The organism is Acidovorax sp. GW835-FHT14G06, assembly GCF_058793595.1.
On the sequence record NZ_JBXAGA010000007.1, the window covers coordinates 184464 to 203398 of the forward strand.

At 63.4% G+C, this 18935-nt stretch carries 14 protein-coding genes; 8 read left to right on the forward strand and 6 right to left on the reverse strand.

The genetic code is table 11. The annotated features are described in order from the left end of the window. Positions 1–25: 25 nt before the first annotated feature. Both meaB and scpA read right to left on the reverse strand, forming a co-directional pair. On the reverse strand, positions 26–1054 hold the full coding sequence (gene meaB, locus AC1Q64_RS14280; RefSeq protein WP_492251778.1) for a methylmalonyl Co-A mutase-associated GTPase MeaB: 1029 nt from the start codon (positions 1052–1054) through the stop codon (positions 26–28). Next, entirely contained in the window at positions 1051–3219 is a 2169-nt protein-coding gene (gene scpA, locus AC1Q64_RS14285; protein WP_492251779.1) for a methylmalonyl-CoA mutase, read from the reverse strand. The genes meaB and scpA overlap by 4 nt, the downstream gene beginning before the upstream one ends. A 143-nt stretch (positions 3220–3362) precedes the next feature. On the opposite strand from scpA, the gene AC1Q64_RS14290 reads away from it, so the two are divergent. Next, positions 3363–4004 carry a GntR family transcriptional regulator gene (locus AC1Q64_RS14290; protein ID WP_291440038.1) on the forward strand — a complete coding sequence of 214 codons (642 nt, stop codon included), beginning with the start codon at positions 3363–3365 and terminating at the stop codon, positions 4002–4004. Positions 4005–4021: 17 nt separating this feature from the next. Here AC1Q64_RS14290 and AC1Q64_RS14295 read toward each other — a convergent pair whose 3' ends face one another. Then, positions 4022–4840 (reverse strand): tetratricopeptide repeat protein, encoded by an 819-nt coding sequence (locus tag AC1Q64_RS14295; protein WP_492251780.1) that lies wholly within the window; start codon positions 4838–4840, stop codon positions 4022–4024. 326 nt (positions 4841–5166) lie between these two features. Between AC1Q64_RS14295 and AC1Q64_RS14300 the strand changes: the two genes are divergently transcribed. Further along, the gene (locus AC1Q64_RS14300; RefSeq protein WP_492251781.1) at positions 5167–7023 is read left to right on the forward strand and encodes an AMP-dependent synthetase/ligase; all 1857 of its coding nucleotides are present in this window, start codon (positions 5167–5169) and stop codon (positions 7021–7023) included. A 25-nt stretch (positions 7024–7048) separates the two neighbouring features. Here AC1Q64_RS14300 and AC1Q64_RS14305 read toward each other — a convergent pair whose 3' ends face one another. Continuing rightward, positions 7049–8170, reverse strand: coding sequence for a saccharopine dehydrogenase family protein (locus AC1Q64_RS14305; RefSeq protein WP_492251782.1), 1122 nt, complete (start codon positions 8168–8170; stop codon positions 7049–7051). Between the two features lie 168 nt (positions 8171–8338). Between AC1Q64_RS14305 and AC1Q64_RS14310 the strand changes: the two genes are divergently transcribed. Next, positions 8339–8791 (forward strand): Lrp/AsnC family transcriptional regulator, encoded by a 453-nt coding sequence (locus tag AC1Q64_RS14310; protein ID WP_291435776.1) that lies wholly within the window; start codon positions 8339–8341, stop codon positions 8789–8791. A 101-nt stretch (positions 8792–8892) separates the two neighbouring features. Here the strand turns inward: AC1Q64_RS14310 and AC1Q64_RS14315 are convergent, their stop codons facing one another. Beyond that, complete coding sequence (locus tag AC1Q64_RS14315; protein ID WP_492251783.1) at positions 8893–9480, reverse strand: lysophospholipid acyltransferase family protein; 588 nt, start codon at positions 9478–9480, stop codon at positions 8893–8895. 323 nt (positions 9481–9803) lie between these two features. Here AC1Q64_RS14315 and AC1Q64_RS14320 point away from each other — a divergent pair, with 323 nt between their 5' ends. After that, positions 9804–10985 (forward strand): alkane 1-monooxygenase, encoded by a 1182-nt coding sequence (locus tag AC1Q64_RS14320; protein WP_492251784.1) that lies wholly within the window; start codon positions 9804–9806, stop codon positions 10983–10985. A 239-nt stretch (positions 10986–11224) separates the two neighbouring features. Then, positions 11225–12271 (forward strand): tRNA dihydrouridine(20/20a) synthase DusA, encoded by a 1047-nt coding sequence (gene dusA / locus AC1Q64_RS14325; RefSeq protein ID WP_492251785.1) that lies wholly within the window; start codon positions 11225–11227, stop codon positions 12269–12271. Here dusA and AC1Q64_RS14330 read toward each other — a convergent pair. Beyond that, positions 12264–15098, reverse strand: coding sequence for a bifunctional diguanylate cyclase/phosphodiesterase (locus AC1Q64_RS14330; protein WP_492251786.1), 2835 nt, complete (start codon positions 15096–15098; stop codon positions 12264–12266). The genes dusA and AC1Q64_RS14330 overlap by 8 nt on opposite strands. 215 nt (positions 15099–15313) lie before the next feature. On the opposite strand from AC1Q64_RS14330, the gene AC1Q64_RS14335 reads away from it, so the two are divergent. The 3 genes from AC1Q64_RS14335 to rsxB all read left to right on the forward strand — a co-directional run bounded on the left by AC1Q64_RS14335 (position 15314) and on the right by rsxB (position 18915). Then, on the forward strand, positions 15314–16402 hold the full coding sequence (locus AC1Q64_RS14335; RefSeq protein ID WP_492251787.1) for a GTP pyrophosphokinase: 1089 nt from the start codon (positions 15314–15316) through the stop codon (positions 16400–16402). A gap of 204 nt (positions 16403–16606) precedes the next feature. Continuing rightward, positions 16607–18211, forward strand: coding sequence for a polyhydroxyalkanoate depolymerase (locus tag AC1Q64_RS14340; protein WP_492251788.1), 1605 nt, complete (start codon positions 16607–16609; stop codon positions 18209–18211). Further along, positions 18208–18915: an electron transport complex subunit RsxB gene (gene rsxB / locus AC1Q64_RS14345; protein ID WP_492251789.1), complete on the forward strand. Its 708-nt coding sequence runs from the start codon at positions 18208–18210 to the stop codon at positions 18913–18915. Before AC1Q64_RS14340 ends, rsxB begins: the two co-directional genes overlap by 4 nt. Positions 18916–18935 lie beyond the last annotated feature (20 nt).

Below are 18935 nucleotides of genomic sequence, written 5' to 3' on the forward strand. Positions count from 1 at the left end.
ATGGCTTATTGCTTGAAAATGCTATTTATTTGATAGCTGCTTGCGCTTGATGTGATTGCGCTAGCAGCAGATTTCTTGCTGCAGTCGATGCGGCAATGCGCCCTGCGGCCACATCGGCCTGCATCTGGGGCAGCAGCTCTTTGACCTCTGGATGCTGGCGAAACGCGAGCTTGAGGCCCGCGTCGATACGCTCCCACATCCACGACAGCGCCTGCTTTTCGCGCCGTGTACTGATGCGGCCATTGGCCGTCTGCAACTGGCGAAACTGCGTGACCGCCGCCCAGAAGGCATCGACGCCCTGCCCGAGTAGCGCGCTGATCTGCACGACCTTGGGGTGCCACAGCGTTTCGTCGTGGTGGGCGTTCTCGGGGTTGCCGTGCTGACTGAGTAGGCGCAGGCTCGACGTGATCTGCGCCTCGGCCCGTGTGGCGGCGTTTTTGTCGATGTCGGCCTTGTTGATGACCACCAGGTCGGCAATCTCCATCACGCCCTTCTTGATGGCCTGCAGGTCGTCGCCCGCGTTGGGCAGCTGCATCAGCACAAACATGTCCGTCATGCCCGCCACGGCAATCTCGCTCTGGCCCACGCCCACGGTCTCGACGATGACCACGTCGTAGCCTGCGGCTTCGCAGACCAGCATGGCTTCACGCGTCTTCTCGGCCACGCCGCCCAGCGTTCCGCTGGAGGGGCTGGGGCGGATGTAGGCTTTTTCGTGCACCGACAGGTGTTCCATGCGCGTCTTGTCGCCCAGGATGGAACCACCCGAGACGGTGCTGGAGGGGTCGATGGTGAGCACAGCCACGCGGTGACCCTGACCGATCAGGTAAAGGCCCAGGGCTTCGATGAAGGTGGACTTGCCCACACCGGGCACGCCGCTGATGCCGAGGCGGAAGGCCTTGCCGGTGTGCGGGAGCAGCGCGGTGAGCAGCTCGTCCGCCTGGGCGCGGTGGTCCACCCGCGTTGATTCGAGCAGCGTGATGGCTTTGGACATGGCCCTGCGTTGCACCGCCGCCGTGCCCTGTACCACCCCGTCAAGAAGCGCCGCAGGTGTCACGCCACCGCCTTGCGAATCTGCTCCAGCACATCCTTGGCACTGGCGGGAATGGGTGTGCCGGGGCCGTACACGCCCTTGACGCCCGACTCGTACAAGAAGTCGTAGTCCTGCGCGGGGATCACCCCACCCACAAACACGATGATGTCGTCCGCACCCTGGTCCTTGAGCGACTGGATGATGGCGGGCACCAGCGTCTTGTGGCCTGCGGCCAGCGTGCTCACGCCCACGGCGTGCACGTCGTTTTCAATGGCCTGGCGGGCACATTCCTCGGGGGTCTGGAACAGCGGGCCCATGTCCACGTCAAAGCCCAGGTCAGCAAACGCGGTGGCCACCACCTTGGCGCCCCGGTCATGGCCGTCCTGGCCCAGTTTGGCGATCATCACGCGGGGGCGGCGGCCTTGTTCTTCGGCAAAGGCGTTGATTTCGGTCTTGAGTTTGTCCCAGCCTTCGGCCGAGTCATAGGCAGCTGCGTACACACCGGTCACCTTTTGTGTATCGGCGCGGTGGCGCCCAAAAACCTTCTCCAACGCATCGCTGATCTCGCCCACTGTGGCACGCAGACGCACAGCCTGAATGGACAAATCGAGCAGGTTGCCCTCGCCACTCTCTGCGGCGGCGGTCAGCGCATCCAGTGCTGCCTGCACCTTGGCGGCATCGCGCGTTGCACGGATCTTTTGCAGGCGAGCGATCTGGCCGTCGCGCACCTTCATGTTGTCGATCTGCAGGATGTCAACCGGGTCTTCCTTCGCCAGCTTGTACTTGTTGACGCCCACGATCACGTCCTTGCCACTGTCGATGCGCGCCTGCTTCTCGGCGGCAGCAGCTTCGATCTTGAGCTTCGCCCAGCCGCTGTCCACGGCGGCGGTCATGCCACCCATGGCCTCGACCTCTTCGATGATCTTCCAGGCCGCGTCGGCCATGTCCTGGGTCAGCTTCTCCATCATGTAGCTGCCGGCCCAGGGGTCGATCACGTTGGTGATGTGGGTCTCTTCCTGGATGATGAGCTGCGTGTTGCGCGCAATGCGGGCGCTGAACTCGGTGGGCAGCGCAATGGCTTCGTCAAAGCTGTTGGTGTGCAGACTCTGCGTGCCGCCAAACACGGCCGCCATGGCCTCTATGGTGGTGCGCACCACGTTGTTGTAGGGGTCCTGCTCGGTGAGGCTCCAGCCCGAGGTCTGGCAGTGCGTGCGCAGCATGAGGCTCTTGGGGTTCTTGGCCCCCGTGGCCTTCATGATGCGGCACCACAGCAGGCGCGCGGCGCGCATCTTGGCGACTTCGAGATAGAAGTTCATACCAATCGCCCAGAAGAACGACAGGCGCCCGGCGAACTCGTCCACGTCCATGCCCTTGGCGATGGCAGTCTTCACATACTCCTTGCCATCGGCCAGTGTGAAGGCCAGTTCCAGCGCCTGGTTGGCCCCGGCTTCCTGCATGTGGTAACCGCTGATCGAGATCGAGTTGAACTTCGGCATGTTCTTGGCCGTGTACTCGATGATGTCGCCAATGATCTTCATCGACGGCTTGGGCGGGTAGATGTAGGTGTTGCGCACCATGAACTCTTTCAGAATGTCGTTCTGAATGGTTCCGGAGAGCTTGTCTTGCGAGACGCCCTGCTCTTCTGCCGCCACTACATAGCCCGCCAGCACGGGCAACACCGCGCCGTTCATGGTCATCGATACGCTGACCTTGTCCAGCGGGATCTGGTCGAACAGGATCTTCATGTCCTCGACCGAGTCGATCGCCACCCCGGCCTTGCCCACGTCGCCCGTCACGCGGGGGTGGTCGCTGTCGTAACCCCGGTGGGTGGCCAGGTCAAACGCCACCGACACGCCTTGCCCGCCTGCGGCGAGGGCCTTGCGGTAGAAGGCGTTGGATTCTTCAGCGGTCGAAAAGCCTGCGTATTGGCGAATCGTCCAAGGCCGCACCGCATACATGGTGGCCTGCGGGCCGCGCAGATAGGGTTCAAAACCCGGCAACGTGTTGGCATACGGCAGGCTGGCCGTGTCTTCGGCGGTGTAAAGCGGCTTGACGGTGATGCCATCGGGCGTGACCCAGTTGAGGGCGCTGACATCGCCCCCCGGCGCTGACTTGGCTGCGGCCTTGTCCCAGGCTTCCAGCGAAGACGCGGCGAACTCTGGGGCGTTGTTGGTGGGGTTGTCACTCATGGCAAAAGCTACTCCGAAGATGGCGTTGGGGCGTCCAACACGGCGCACAGGCGGTGACCGCTCAGGTGCTGTGGTGTGGTTGCGAGTTTACATCATTCATAATTATTGATTCAAAATATTCCGTGCAGCTTACAATCTGCCCCATGTCTGCCCTCACCCTCACTCCCCGCGCGCTCTATGAAGAAGTGGCCGAGCAATTGCGCCAGCGCATCTTCCGGCGCGAACTGGAGCCGGGCAGCTGGATTGACGAACTCAAGATTGCCGAGGAATTCGGCATCAGCCGCACGCCCCTGCGCGAGGCGCTGAAGGTGCTGGCCGCTGAAGGCCTGGTCACGATGAAGGTGCGCCGTGGCGCCTATGTGACCGAAATGAGCGAAAAAGACCTGCGCGACGTGTATCACCTGCTCAGCCTGCTGGAGAGCGACGCCGCAGGCGTGGTGGCCGAACACGCCACCGAAGCGCAGCTGCAAATGCTGCAAGACCTGCACGCCGAGCTGGAAACCGCTGTGGCTGATCGTGAGAAATTCTTCGCCATCAACGAACGCTTTCACATGCTGCTGCTGGAGTTGGCCGACAACCGCTGGCGCAGCCAGATGGTGGCCGACCTGCGCAAGGTGATGAAGCTCAACCGCCATAACTCCTTGTTCAAACAAGGGCGTATTGAAGATTCCTTGAGCGAACACCGCGCCATCCTCGCCGCGATGGTGGCGCGCGATGGCAAGGCCACCATGCGCGCCATGCAGGCGCACTTTGCACAGGGGCTGGAGGCCGCCACCCCCGACTAAGAAAAATCCCGGGGCGTTTAGTTTCGCGCAGTAACCAACACCCATTGGGCGCAGGCCTCGGGCCCCACTACTAGCGGGTGTTCTGCACAAAGAAGTGCTATTCGCTCCTTGAGCTGCTCAAGGGTGGCTGGGTCTTTGGCGGCCCGTTTCAACCAGTGAATACCGTCTTCCCGGTCTCGCTCGACACCAATTCCGAAGATTCGCATTAAGCCATAATCCAGCTGGGCCTTGCGGTGGTTCTGTTGAGCTGCCTTTACCACCCACTGTCCTGCAAGAGCATAATCTTTGGACACAGCAACGCCCTGCGCATAGATATTTCCAAGATTATATTGCGCTGATGCGTAGCCCATGGCTGCAGAGATTTCATACCAATAGATGGCTTTCTGAATATCCTGGGGAAAATCGTTCCTTCCCGTAGCATAGATATGCCCCAGGTTGAATGCAGCGACAGCATCTCGCTGCTGTGCCAGCTCTTCCAGCAGACTGACCGCCTTGCGAATGTCCTGCGGGACACCACGCCCTTCCTCGTAAAAATTGGAAAGATTGAATTTTGCGGCCGATACCCCGGCCGCTGCAGCTTTCTCGAACCATTTGGCTGCCAGGGCATCACTACGCTCTCCACCCAGGCCTTCCGCATAAAAACCTGCCAAATTGTTCTGGGCATTCGCATCGCCCGTATAGGCCGCGACTTGATACCAGATTTTTGCCACGCCATACATGGAATTCCTTTGCGCCTGATTACCTAACCGCATAGCATTCTTCCAGGAAAAAAGCATGAGGCTCAGCAGAAGCAAAAAAAGCAGAATATTGATAATTTTTTGGCGCTTGTAAGTCATCCATATCCCTATTTTTTTCGGCCGACAGATATATTAAAAATGCACACTGGTGCCGCGCACCACTTCCTTGGTGTCCGCTGAGGGTGGGTTGAACGTGAGCCCCGAGGCGCGCAGCACACCGAGCCGGGCTCTGGCGGCGTGCTGGATTGTGGTCGAACCAACGCAGGGCCCAAGCAAATACTGCCCAGATCATTCCAGTAACAGGAACACACCATTTACAAAATGAAAGGGTGGAGCGCACGCGTCCACTGCGGGGCCAGTGGGTATGATCACTCGGGTTTTTACTGAGGCCGCGCGCTTGCGCCACGCCTTTAACGCAGAGTCTGATGCCCCCTATTCCTTCTGACATCTCCAGCGTTCAGACGCTGCCACAGCTTCTCGCCTACCGCGCTGCCAGCACCCCCGACGCCGAGGCCTACCGGGCTTTTGACTCCTCCCGTCAGACATGGGCCAGCCTGACCTGGGCACAGACCGCAGAGCGCGTGAGCACGTGGACCCACGCCCTGGCCGCAATGCAGTTGCCCCCGGCGGCCCGCGTGGCCATCTTGCTGCCCAACAGCCTCAATGCCATGTGTGCAGACCAGGCCACGCTGGCCGCCGGCGACGTGCCCGTGCCTCTGCACGCCATCGACAACCCCGGCAGCATCGCCTACATCCTGGCGGACTGCGAGGCCTCGATGCTGTTCGTGAGCCAGGCCGAGCAATGGGAAAAGATCCGCGCCGTGGGCACGTCCTTCCCGGCCCTGCGCGCCGTGGTGATTACCGATGACGACGACGCGTTCAAGCCCACCCCGGCGTCGGGCGACAACCCGGCCGTGGGGTCGCTGGCGCAATGGCTGACGGGCGCGGCGCAAACGGACGCATCCACCGCGGCCACAGGCCCGCAGGCCGATGACTTAGCGGCCATCGTCTATACCTCTGGCACCACCGGCAAACCCAAGGGCGTGATGCTGACCCACCGCAACGTGGTCAGCGACGTGAAGGCCGTGCTGGAGCGCATTGCACCCACGGTGGACGACGTGTTCCTGTCGTTCCTGCCGCTGTCGCACACCTTTGAGCGCACGGGCGGCTACTACCTGCCGATTGCAGCGGGCAGTTGCGTGGCCTATGCCCGCTCGGTGGCGCAGCTGGCGGAAGACCTGAAAACCATACGCCCCACCGTGCTGGTGTCGGTGCCGCGCATCTACGAGCGCATCCACGCCAAACTGCTCGAAAAACTCTCGCCCACGCCCTGGAAGATGCAGCTGTACGAAGCCGCGCAGAACAAGGGCTGGGCCCGGTTTTGTGCAGCCCAGGGGCTGGCTGCCCCCACACCGGATGCCAGCAGTCAGGCCGCAGGCTGGATGGCCGCCCTGCCCTGGCCCGTGCTGCAGGCCCTGGTGGCAAAGCCTTTGCTGGCCCAGTTTGGCGGCCGCGTGCGTGTGGCGGTGAGTGGCGGCGCACCGCTGTCGCCCACCATTGCGAAGTGTTTTCTGGGCCTGGGCCTGCCGCTGATCCAGGGCTACGGCATGACCGAGACCGCACCGGTGGTGTCGGTCAACGCACTGGATGACAACGACCCCGCCTGCGTGGGCAAGGCCCTGCCCGGCGTGGAAGTGCGTATCGGCGACAACCACGAGCTGCAGGTACGCGGCCCCATCGTGATGAAGGGCTACTGGAAGCGCCCCGAAGACACCGCACGCATCTTGAGCACCGACGGCTGGCTGGGCACCGGCGACCAGGCCGACATCGTGAACGGCCGCATCTACATCAAGGGCCGCATCAAGGAAATCATCGTCACATCCACCGGCGAAAAGATCCCACCGGGCGACCTGGAACTGGCCCTGCTGGCCGACCCCCTGCTGGAGCAGGCCTTTGTGGTGGGCGAAAACCGCCCCTTCATCGCCTGTGTGGCCGTGCTGAACCCGGGCGAGTGGCAGCGGCTGGCCGCTGACCTGGGCCTGAACCCCCAGGCCGCCGACAGCCTGAACCACCCCAGCGTGCACCGTGCTGTGCTGGCGCGCATCGAAAAGAACACCGCCAGCTTTGCCCGCTATGCCGTGCCGCGCACGGTGCACCTGACGCTCACGCCTTGGACGATTGAAAACACCTTAATGACGCCCACGCTCAAGCTCAAGCGCAACAACCTGATGGCGCACTTTGCCGAGGCCATTGAGGGCATGTACCAGAAGCCGGGGCGCTGAACCCCCCAGGCCCCGGCCAACGCCCTCACATCACCAGCTCGCTCGCCCGTGCGTAGGCTGAGCCAAAACGGTTGCCAAGAAAGTCGTCCAAGGCGACCGCCTCCTGCCCCACAAAACCTTGCTGCTGCAACCGGCCTTGCGCCACCAGATCCAGCGCCGTGCAGATGCCTGCGGCCGTGGTGAGCTGGATGGCGCTCAGCGTGTGCCCGGCCACTTGCGTGCCCACGATATGGGCCGAGTACGAGTCCTGCACCAGCCGCCCGCCCCTGAGGCCTGATGCGGTGGCAAACACCACGATCACGTCCTGATCGGTGGTGGGGATGGCGGTTTCGAGAATGTCCTTGAGCAGATCGCGCCGGTCGCGCAGGCGCAGGTCGTTGAGCAGCAGCTTCAGGATGGCGTTGTGGCCGGGGTAGCGGATGGACTGGTAGTCCACCTGCCGCGCCTTGCCCGCCAACGTTTCTGTCAGCGTGCCCAGCCCGCCCGAGGTGTTGAAGGCCTCGTACTCCACGCCGTCCAGCGCAAAGGTTTCCAGCCCCTCCAGCGCAGGCACCGTGGTGCGCACGCCGTCCACAATCGCCTCGCAAGGGTTGCAGTATTCGTTGATGAGGCCCTCGGTGCTCCAGGTGAGGTTGTAGCGCAGGGCGCCCTGCGGATAGCGGGGCAGCGCGCCCACGCGCATGCGCAAGGTGTGCAGGGTGTCAAAACGGCGAGCCAGATCGTTGCCCACGATGCCGATGAACCCGGGAGCCAGGCCGCACTGGGGCATGAGCACGCTGCGGGCATTGGCGGCGAGTGCGCGAATGGCCCGGGTGCTGGCCACGTCCTCGGTCAAGTCAAAGTAATGCACTCCGGCTGCGGCGCAAAGCGTCGCAACCGGCACGGCGCGGTGAAACGGCAGCGCGTTCAACACGGCAAAACGGCCATCGATGGCGGCCTTCAGGCCTGCGTCGTCAGTCGCCAACTCGGTGGATACGCCCAAAGCCGCCACTTCGGCCAGACGCGCCGGGTCGCGGTCCACCACCAGGATGTCGTAGTCGCCGGCCTGCTGCAGCAGCAGCGCCATGGCAAAACCAATGTGGCCAGCCCCCAGGACGGTGATGGAGTGACGGGCGGTGGTGTTGGAATGGGTGGAAAAGGTGGTCATGGCAGCGCTCCCGGTAGTGCTCACCGCATGCAGCGGAGAGGTGTTGTGGATGCCTTGATGCTAGGCAATGGCACTGTCAATGTGTAGCGTTCAAAACGTCGAAAGCTGCTTTCTTTTTTGCCATAACGGCGAATATGATGGGCGTTATGACTTTTTGAAGAAACGCGCATGAACCAGACCTTGGATGACACCGACCGGCAACTGCTCAGCCTGCTGCAGACCAATGCGCGCGAGGGCACAGCCACGCTGGCGCGCAAGCTCGGCCTGGCCCGCACCACCGTGGTGGCACGCATCGCGCGGCTGGAGCGCTCTGGTATGGTGGCCGGTTATGGGGTGCGGCTGGGCACCCGGCTCGATGCCACCACCGTACGGGCCTGGTGCAGCATCAGCGTGTTGCCCAAAACAGCGCCCACTGTGCTGCGCGCGCTGGAGGCTATGGCGGAAGTCGAAGAAGTGTCGGCCGTGAGCGGGCCGTTTGACTACCTGGTGTTCTTGCGCTGCGCGAGCCATGAGCAGCTGGACACCCTGCTGGACAAGGTGGGGCAACTCGATGGCGTGCACCAGACGCAGACCAGCATCGTGCTCAGCCGCAAAATCGATCGGCGAAGTGTGGGGGCGTGAAGGCGGCTGCCACCAACGCAGCAACTACATTTTTGATAGCATTCGGTGCTTTCTATATAAGCACCAGAGGCCGATTTCATTCAACAATTTGACGACCCACATCAGGTCTCAAATTGCTTGGGGTTCTTGCCCTGGATGGGCGCATAAAACGCCTTGATGCGCGCCATGTCGCCGTCCAGATCGCCCGTAGGCTCGAACACCGGGCCCAGGCCGCCCACCTTGCGGCCATAGTCCACAAACGCGAGCACGATGGGCACGCCCGCCTGCTGGGCGATGAAGTAAAAGCCCGTCTTCCAGTGCCGCGTCTTGCCGCGTGTGCCCTCGGGCGGCACGATGAGCTGCATGGGACCGTCGGCGTCGCGCATGGCCTGGGCTGAGTTGGCGACCAGGTTGTTGGACTGCTCGCGGTTCACCGGGATGCCCCCCAGCCAGCGCATCACTCCGCCAAACGGCGCCTTGAACAGGCTGTGCTTGCCCATCCAGTACACCCGCAAGCGCAGCGAGAAGGCCAGCATCAGCGTGTATGGCAGGTCCCAGTTGCTGGTGTGGGGCGCGGCGATCAGCACGCTTTTGGCGGCGTGGGCGGGCAAGGTGCCTTCGATCTTCCAGCCGGTGATGCGCAGTGTGAAACGGGAAAAAGCGCGCAAAAGCGTGTTGACAACCGGCGTGTCAAAAATGGTGTGGTGCATGGGAAACGGGGTGACAAAACGGAGCCCGGGGCGCTGAAACAGGCGATGGGCCCGTGGCTCCGCAGGCATCGAGAGCGCCGCGAGTATCGCTGATAGCGCCAATGCCCCGTCTTGACGCAAGGCAAAGTGCAGCAGCCGCTGCTTGCAAGCACCCCGTGCAGAGCACTCACTATTTCACGGCAACCAGGGCAATCAATACTGGCGCTATCGGTTGTTTTTAGCCAGTTTTCCGTAGCAAATGCAGAATGCCAAATAAAACTGGCGTTTGCTCCCCGCCCGTCCAGAATGCACCATCTGCAGGCCCGTGTTGTCAACGCCGCCCCATGCTGCAAGCCCCATTGCCCACCACCCCGCCCTACCGCGACCGCAAGCGGTATGCGTGGCTGCTGTCACTGGTGGTGCCATGCACCGTGGGCGTGGGCCCGGCGCTGATGGGGTGGACAGGCGACCCACTGGCGCTGTGGGCGCCGGTGGCCTTTTTCTACCTCGTCGCCCCGTTGCTCGACTGGCTGCTGGGCGTAGACCGAAGCAACCCGCCCGAGTCCGCCGTGCCCGCACTGGAGCGCGACCGCTACTACCGCCGCATCACCTACCTGCTGGTGCCGGTGCTTTGGGCGGCTTTCGTCTTCAGCGCCTGGTGGGTGGCCACGCAGCCCCTGCCCTGGCATGGCGTGCTGGCAATGGTGCTGACCACCGGCACGGTGGGTGGGTTCTGCATCAACCTGGGGCATGAGCTGGGCCACAAGAACACGGCGTTGGAGCGCTGGCTGGCCAAGCTGGTGCTGGCGCCCACGGCCTATGGGCACTTCTTCATCGAACACAACCGAGGCCACCACCGCGATGTGGCCACGCCGGCCGACCCGGCATCATCGCGCATGGGCGAGTCCATCTACCGCTTTGTGCTGCGTGAAATGCCCGGGGCTGCACGCCGCGCCTGGGCGCTGGAAAAAGACCGATTGGCCCGCCAGCACCAGCCGGTGCTGTCGTGGCACAACGAGATCCTGCAGCCCGCGCTGATCACCGTGCTGCTCTGGGTCAGCCTGACTTTTTGGCTGGGTGCGGGCATCCTGCCCTTTTTGCTGGTGGCGTCGTTCTGGGCCAACTTTCAGCTCACTTCGGCCAACTATGTCGAGCACTACGGCCTGCTGCGCAGGCGCGATGTCCGTGGCCGTTACGAACCCTGCCGCCCGCAGCATTCGTGGAACAGCAACCATGCGTTCTCCAACTGGGCACTGTTCCATCTGCAGCGGCACTCCGACCACCATGCCCACCCGCTGCGCCGTTACCAGTCGTTGCGGCACTTTGACGATGTGCCGCAACTTCCCATCGGCTACTTCGGCATGTTCACCCTGGCCTATGTGCCGCCGCTGTGGCGCCGCGTGATGGACCCGAGGCTACTGGCCCAGGTGGGCCACGACGCCGCCCACATCAACATCGACCCACGCCAGCGGGCAAGGATCGTGCGGAAATACGGGTTGCAAGAGTTGAGGCAGAGCGAGTATTAATGCCCTGGCACCCGGGCGCATGAACCCTGCAGGCCACAACTCACGGCCTCATGCACTCCATATTTGATAGCAACCAGAGCAAATAGCACGGGCGCTTGCGCCCGTTTTGATCCAAAACCCTGCTCCAACACCCTCTGCGCAGGCAGTGGGATAATTACGGCTTCGCGACTGCAGCCCCGCAGCGCCCCCGACCAGAGGGGCGTTCTGCTGCAGAACCTCCCCTCCCCGCCCTTCGTTGTTTGCCTGTGGAACCCACCTTGAGCCCCTGGCGCATGTCCGTCGCCCCCATGATGGACTGGACCGACCGCCACTGCCGTTACTTTCACCGGCTGCTGACCCGCCAGACCCTGCTGTACACCGAGATGGTGAACGCGGGCGCCATCATCCACGGCGGTACCGAGCGCCACCTGCGCTTCAACGCCGAAGAGCATCCCGTGGCCCTGCAACTGGGCGGCAATGAGCCCGACAAGCTGGCTGAGGCCGCACGCCTGGGCGCGCAGTGGGGCTATGGCGAAATCAACCTCAATTGCGGCTGCCCCAGCGACCGCGTGCAGCGCGGCGCGTTCGGTGCCAGCCTGATGAAGTCGCCCCAGCTGGTGGCCGACTGCGTGAAGGCCATGAAGGACGTGGTGGATGTGCCTGTCACTGTCAAGCACCGCATTGGCATCGACAAGGTGGAGGACTACGGCTTCGTGCGCGACTTCATCGGCACGGTGGCTGAGGCCGGGTGCACCGTGTTCATCGTCCATGCGCGCAATGCCTGGCTGCAGGGCCTGAGCCCGAAGGAAAACCGCGATGTGCCGCCCCTGCGCTACGAGGTGGTGCACCGCCTCAAGGCCGAGTTTCCGCAGTTCACCATCGCCATCAACGGCGGCATCACCACCGACGCGGTGGTTCAGGAGCAGCTCATGCACCTGGACGGCGTGATGATTGGCCGCGAGGCGTACCACAACCCCTGGTGGCTGGCCCGCTGGGACCAGCTCTACTACGGCGAACAAGGTGGTGTGCCCTGCCCCCTGACGCGCGAAGAGGTCGAAATCAAGATGGTCGAGTACATGGAGCGCGAGGCCGCCCAATACGGCACCCCCTGGCCCCACATCGCCCGCCACATGCTGGGCCTGCGCCACAGTCTGCCGGGCGCCCGCATCTGGCGCCAGGTGTGGAGCAACCATCTGCTCAAGGACCGCCCCGCGCGGGAGGTACATGCGCTGGCGGTGCAGTCGTATGCGAGCGCTGCGCCCGAACAAAGCGTTGGGCCTGGCGCACTGGCCACTGCGGCTACGTAATCAGCCGCCCCAGCCAGGCGGCCAGCGGCTCGGGCCGCGCGAACAGGTAGCCCTGCAGGCATTCGCAGTGGCTCTCCACCAGAAAGTCCGCCTGGGCGCGTGTCTCCACACCCTCGGCCACCACGCGCAGGTGGAGGTGACGGGCCACCGAGATGATGGACTGCACGATGGCCGTGTCATTGGGGTCGTCTGGTGTGTCGTCCACAAAGCTCTTGTCGATCTTGAGCTCGTAAAGCGGCAACCGCTTGAGATAGGCCAGGCTCGAATAGCCGGTGCCAAAGTCGTCAATGGAGAACCGCACGCCCAGGCCCACGATTTCGGTCATGCGGGCGATGGTGTCGTCCAGGTCCTCAATCAGCAGGCTTTCGGTCACCTCCAGGATCAGGAGGGCCGGGTTGGCGCCGGTGTGGGCCAGGATGTGGCGCACGCGCTCCACAAAGTCGTCCTGGCGGAACTGCCGCTCGCTCACATTGACGGACAGCGAAAGCTCGCGCCCCGCTGCCTGCAAGCGCGCCAGGGTTTCGCAGGCCTGCTGGATCATCCAGTCGCCCATGCGCAGGATCAAGCCGGAGGCCTCGGCGATGGGGATAAAGCGGCTCGGGGGCACATTGCCTCGCACGGGGTGCTCCCAGCGCATCAGCAGCTCGCCGCCCACCACGACGCCGGATGCGTCCACCTGGCTCTGCACGAATGCAGCCAACTGGCCCAGAGCGTGTGCTTTCTTCAGGTCCTGCTCCAGCGCCAGGCGTTCCTGCACATCAGCCTGCATGGCCGCTTCATAAAAACGAATGCGGTTGCGGCCCAGGTCCTTGGCGCGGTACATCGCGGTGTCGGCCTCGCGCAGCAGGTCTTCAACGCCCTCGCCACGCTTGGGGAACAGCGTGATGCCGATGCTGCCGGTGGTGCTGTAGAGGTGGGTGTCGATGGTGTAAGGCGCCTCCAGCGCTGCGCGCATTTCTTCAGCCACCAGCAGCGCGGCACGCCCTGCGGACTCCATGTCCGACGCCACGTTGTGCACCAGCACCACAAACTCGTCACCGCCCAGGCGCGCCACGGTGTCTCCAGGGCGTTGCAAATGTGTGAGCCGCTGGGCCACCTGCATGAGCAGCGTATCGCCCACCGTGTGACCCCGCGCGTCGTTGATCTGCTTGAAGTTGTCGAGGTCGATGTAAAGCACAGCGCCCACCTGCGCGGCCTTTTGGGCGTTGGCCAGCGCATGCTCCATGCGGTCCAGCAGCATGCGTCGGTTGGGCAGACCAGTGAGCGCATCAAAGTACGCCAGCTGGTGTGACCGCGCCTCGGCTTGCTTGCGTTCGGTAATGTCGCGCGACAGTGCGATGAACCGCGGTTCGTCGCCAGGCGCTGCACTCTCCTTGCGCGCAATCGACAACTCAAACCAGTGCGTGGCACCGCGCAGCTCCAGCCGGAACTGGTGGCCGGATGAATACCCGGTGCGGTGCGCGGCCTCCAGCGCCGCATGGCACCCGGCAGCGGCTTCGGGGGGGACTACGTCGCGCAGCAGACGGCCTAGAAACATCTCGGGTGGCACGGCCAGTTCTTCGGAACGCGCCGAACGGTAGTGGTAGATGCAGCCATCCAGCCCCAGTTCGAACAACAGGTCGGGAATGGCGCTGAGCGTGCTTTCCAGATCGTCGCGAGTCGCGCGCAGTTCGGCCGTCATGTCCCGCGCCAGGACCACGGCACGCTCACGCCCCGTGGCCAGCAGCCAGGTGAACCACGCCAGAATCAGGCTCAGCACGGAGCCCAGCAACGCCACCGGGTGGTGTCCATCGTCCTGAAAGCGCTTGGAGAAGCCCGGTAGGGGAGCCATCTGCAAGGTCCAGCGGCGACCACCCAGTTCCAGTTCACGCCGCGCCTGCAAGCTCAATCCGTCAGCAGTGCGGAGCGAGGTCTTGAGGTTGCTGAACAGCAGCGAGGGTTGTGCACTCCCCGGGGCATCCACCTCCGACCCCGCTCCCACCGGGGCAGCGCCTGGGGTGGTGTCGATGATCTGCAAGCCAATGTCGGCGTCGAATTCGCGGGACATGCCATGGATCACATCCTCCATGAGAAACGGTGCGGACACCCATCCCGCCAGCCCCAGTCGCCGCCCTTGTACGGTGCCGCTGTCTGCGTTGGCCGCGTACAAAGGCAAGTACATCACCAGCCCTGACGTACCGTTCTGCATGAGTGTCAGGCGGCCGGACAATGCCAGCGCACCGGTATCGCGTGCGCGGTCCAGCGCTTCCTTGGCGGGGGGAATGGTCAGCACATCAAAGCCCAGTGCCTTGAGGTTGGGGCCCTCCAACGGCTCGATGTGGGTGATGGGTGCCATAAGGTCGCGCTCGCCAGGCGGGCGCACTGCGTATTGGTCGAAGCCACGTTGGCGCATGTCCTCCAAGTGGGCGGACAGCGCCTTGCCCGGGAACTGCAAGATCAGCGACACCCCCTGAAGCCCAGGCCGGGTGGCCTGCAACTGCAGAGCACTCACATAGGCCTGGAACTCTGCGCGGTCGATGCGTTCCGAACCCTCAAAGTAGCCCTTGACGCCGCGCAACACCACTTCGTAGGTCGCCATGCGGTCCTTGAGGTTGTAGGCGATCTGGTCGGCCGCCACCTCAAAGTTCTGTTCGCGCTTGGTCCGCGTGTTCTTCTCTTCGCTTTGCCAGTACAGAAAGGTGAGGCCCAGCGTCAGCAGCGCAATCAACGGGGGCAACACCACGGGCAGCCAGCGGTGGTTGCTGGTGCTAGCCACTCCTTCAGACACCCACAGCCCCTGCCGAGGGGCGGCGGTTGCATCGTTGTCGGGGGGCGGGTGGGGTGTCATGGTAGGCGGTGTGTGTTGGATGCACAGGCATCTTGCATCGGCGGTGCTGCACCATTATGAGCATCTGTCCTGCGCCGAAAAGAGGCATTCGCGCGCAAACTCCACGGGACGGGTCACGGCATGGCGTTTATGCTCGCACCCGCTGGGCCACAGGCGTATGCGCCCGCACCCACTTTCCGTATCAACCCTGGCAACACCCACCACAAAGGCCTGGCATGGCATCGCTTGATTTCGACCTGGAGGAATCCCAATTTCGCGCTTGGTACGCCGGGCAAGCGGTGGCGCTGGAAGACACCTGCGCTGCGCTCACTGCGCGGGTGGCGGCGGTGGTGACCCAGGCGGGGGGCGTGGACATCACCAAGGTGGAGGGCCGCGTCAAGGATGTGGACGAATGTGTGCGCAAGTTCGTGCGCAAGTACCGTCCGGCGCTGGAAGAGAGCAACACCCCCTACGACATAGAGACCTACATCACCGACCTGATTGGTGTGCGGGTGGTGTGCCTGTATGAAGACGAGCTGGAAAAGGTCGCCCAGATAGTGCGCGCCCATTTCGCCGTGATCGATGTGACCGACAAGGTGTCGGCGGTGGAAAGCACGGAAGCGTCGTTTGGCTACAAGGGGCTGCACCTGGACCTGCGGCTGAGCGTGGCCGAGCGCGACCTGCCAGAGCACGCCGCCTATGCGCAGTGGCCCTTTGAGCTGCAGGTGCGCACCATCATCCAGGACTCGTGGAGCGTGCTGGACCACAAGATCAAGTACAAAAAATCCATTCCGGGCCAGCTCAAGCGGCGCATCAACGTGTTGTCGGCCTTGTTCGAGCTGGCCGACCGCGAGTTCCGCCAGATCCGCGATGCCACAGCGGCTGAACTGCTGCAGGCACCTGACGAAACTGCCGAGCCGGCACCCGATGTCGCCGCAGATTTGCAGGCCCCCGCCCGCTCAGCAGCCACCAGCAGCGAACTGAACGCGTTCACTTTCTTGAAGATCGCCACGCATTTCTTCAAGGACTTCGAGTTCGAGCCGTCCAAGGTCGATGGGTTTGTGGACGACATCCAGGCCTGGTCGGCAGGCATGACACGTGCGCGCTTCAACAGCCTGATGCGCGAGACGATCGGGGTGGTCAAACGCTACAAGCAGCACTTTGAAGAACAAAACCCGCAGGCAAGCTTCAACCCGTACACCGTGATCCGGCACTGTCTTTACTTGAGTAACAAGACCGCTTTCCGCCCCGCATTGCGCAATTCCGCCCGCGAGTCGTTCGAGGCCTGGCTGAACGACAACGCGGAGCCCAAAGTGCAGGGATAAGACAAAAATCGGCACAAGCGCTGGTACTCATTGCCTGGATTGCTATCGTTTTTGATAGCGCAGTATTTGTTCTTCCGCACACCGACGGCCTGCACCCGAGCGCTGCCGCCTGTCGCATTAGCGACTCCACATTGGTGGTTTTACTCCATGCGCTTGTTACCAAGTGCTGCTATATTGCACTGCAACAAATCGGAGTTTCGCCCCATGCTGTACCACCTCTACGAAACCCAGCGCTCCCTGATGGAGCCCTTCACAGATTTTGCGCAGGCGGCTTCCAAGTTATTCAGCAACCCCGTGTCGCCGCTGAGCCAAACCTCGGTGGCCCAGCGCATGGCTGCGGGCTACGACCTGCTGTACCGCCTGGGCAAGGACTACGAAAAGCCCGCCTTTGACATACACACGGTGGATGTGGACGGCATCGGCGTCGCCATCCATGAGCGTATCGAGGTCAACAAGCCCTTTTGCGAACTGCGACGGTTCAAGCGCTTTTCGGACGACCCTGCCACGCTGACCAAGCTCAAGGGCCAGCCCGTGGTGCTCATTGTGGCTCCGCTGTCAGGCCACTACGCCACGCTGCTGCGCGACACCGTGCGCACCATGCTCAAGGACCACAAGGTCTACATCACCGATTGGAAGAATGCACGTCTGGTGCCGATGTCGGAGGGTGAATTCCACCTGGACGACTACGTCAACTACGTTCAGGATTTCATCCGTCACCTGCAGGGCATCTATGGCAACTGCCACGTGATCAGCGTCTGCCAACCCACGGTGCCCGTGCTGGCAGCCGTGTCGCTGATGGCCAGCCGGGGCGAAAAAACGCCCCTGACTATGACCATGATGGGGGGCCCCATCGACGCCCGCAAGTCGCCCACGGCGGTGAACAACCTGGCCACCAATCGTAGTTACGAGTGGTTCGAGAACAACGTGATCTATCGCGTGCCGGAGAAATTCCCAGGCGCGGGTCGCCGCGTGTACCCTGGCTTTTTGCAGTACACCGGGTTTGTGGCCATGAACCCGGACCGGCATGCGACCAGCCACTACGATTATTTCAAGGACCTGATCAAGGGCGATGACGCCAGTGCCGAGGCCCACCGCAAGTTCTACGACGAGTACAACGCCGTGCTGGACATGGATGCGGACTACTACCTGGAAACCATCCAGACCGTGTTCCAGGACTACAAGCTGGTAAACGGCACCTGGGATGTGCGCTCGCCGGACGGCAAGATCGAGCGCGTGCGCCCGCAAGACATCAAGACCACCGCCCTCTTCACGGTGGAGGGCGAACTGGATGACATTTCTGGTTCGGGCCAGACCGAAGCCGCCCACGATCTGTGCAGCGGCATCGTGCGCAAAGAGCAGCGCCATCTCGAAGCCAAGGGAGCCGGCCACTACGGCATCTTCAGCGGCCGCCGCTGGCGCGACATCGTGTACCCCAAGGTACGCGCATTCATCCTGGAGCACGAGTTGCCTGCCAAGCCAGCCACAGCGGCCGCAGCCACCACACCTGCGCACAAGCTCTCCAGCCCAACACCCGCTCCTGCCAGGGTTGTCAGCAAGCCCGCACCGGCAGCCAAAACCGCCGTGACCAAGGCGACCAAGGCGCCTACGGCAGCAGCCAAGCCTGCCCCAGCCCGCGCCGCAGCCAAGCCCGTTGCGGCCACCGCAGTGGCCACGCGCTGGGTGCAGCCCGCCGCAGCCCCCACAGGTGCAGCGCAGGCGCCCACCGCTGATCTGGCCACGGCCCAGACCAGCGCCACGGCGGCGCCGTCCACCCGCAGTGGCAGCAAGAGCAAGGCGCGCAAGGCTTGAGCCACCCCGCCTCTGCCAGCTCCACCCCATCCCACGCTGCCCCCACCGACCTCGCAGCGCGGATTGATGCCGCCCTGCCCCAGACGCAGTGCACGCGCTGCGGCTATCCCGACTGCGCCAGCTATGCGCAGGCCATCGCCCAGGGGGAGGCGGCCATCAACCAGTGCCCTCCGGGCGGTGCTGAGGGCATCGCCCGCCTGGCCGCCATCACGGGCCATGCCGTGACGCCGCTGAGTGCAGACCACGGGGTGGAGGCACCGCGCAGCGTGGCCTTCATTGACGAGGCGTGGTGCATTGGCTGTACCCTGTGCATCAAGGCCTGCCCCACCGATGCCATCGTGGGCTCCAACAAGAAAATGCACACCGTCATCGAGCCTTACTGCACGGGCTGCGAGCTGTGCATCCCGGTCTGCCCGGTGGACTGCATCCAGCTTGACAGCGCCAGCGGCACGGCAACCGGGTGGGCCGCGTGGTCTGATTCGCTCGCGCACCAAGCCAAGCAGCGTTATCTGCAACACCGTCAGCGGGTGCCGCTGGAGGATATAGAGGACGAGGGCTCTGGCGCAAAGGCCGATTCGACATCGGCCGCCAGATCCAGCCCGGCGGCCGCTGCGGTGGCCGCCGAGGGCATGGAGGCACGCAAGGCGGCCATTGCCGCCGCGATGGAGCGCGCGCGGCAACTGCGTGAAAAGGGCGCGCGCTGAGAGCGGTGCCTAGTCCGCCG

Bases quoted from the DNA above. Each gene is read 5' to 3' on its own strand.
- scpA (WP_492251779.1), bottom strand. From the start codon at position 3,219: ATGAGTGACAACCCCACCAACAACGCCCCAGAGTTCGCCGCGTCTTCG.
- AC1Q64_RS14290 (WP_291440038.1), top strand. From the start codon at position 3,363: ATGTCTGCCCTCACCCTCACTCCCCGCGCGCTCTATGAAGAAGTGGCC.
- AC1Q64_RS14295 (WP_492251780.1), bottom strand. From the start codon at position 4,840: ATGACTTACAAGCGCCAAAAAATTATCAATATTCTGCTTTTTTTGCTT.
- AC1Q64_RS14300 (WP_492251781.1), top strand. From the start codon at position 5,167: ATGCCCCCTATTCCTTCTGACATCTCCAGCGTTCAGACGCTGCCACAG.
- AC1Q64_RS14305 (WP_492251782.1), bottom strand. From the start codon at position 8,170: ATGACCACCTTTTCCACCCATTCCAACACCACCGCCCGTCACTCCATC.
- AC1Q64_RS14310 (WP_291435776.1), top strand. From the start codon at position 8,339: ATGAACCAGACCTTGGATGACACCGACCGGCAACTGCTCAGCCTGCTG.
- AC1Q64_RS14315 (WP_492251783.1), bottom strand. From the start codon at position 9,480: ATGCACCACACCATTTTTGACACGCCGGTTGTCAACACGCTTTTGCGC.
- AC1Q64_RS14320 (WP_492251784.1), top strand. From the start codon at position 9,804: ATGCTGCAAGCCCCATTGCCCACCACCCCGCCCTACCGCGACCGCAAG.
- AC1Q64_RS14330 (WP_492251786.1), bottom strand. From the start codon at position 15,098: ATGACACCCCACCCGCCCCCCGACAACGATGCAACCGCCGCCCCTCGG.
- AC1Q64_RS14335 (WP_492251787.1), top strand. From the start codon at position 15,314: ATGGCATCGCTTGATTTCGACCTGGAGGAATCCCAATTTCGCGCTTGG.
- AC1Q64_RS14340 (WP_492251788.1), top strand. From the start codon at position 16,607: ATGCTGTACCACCTCTACGAAACCCAGCGCTCCCTGATGGAGCCCTTC.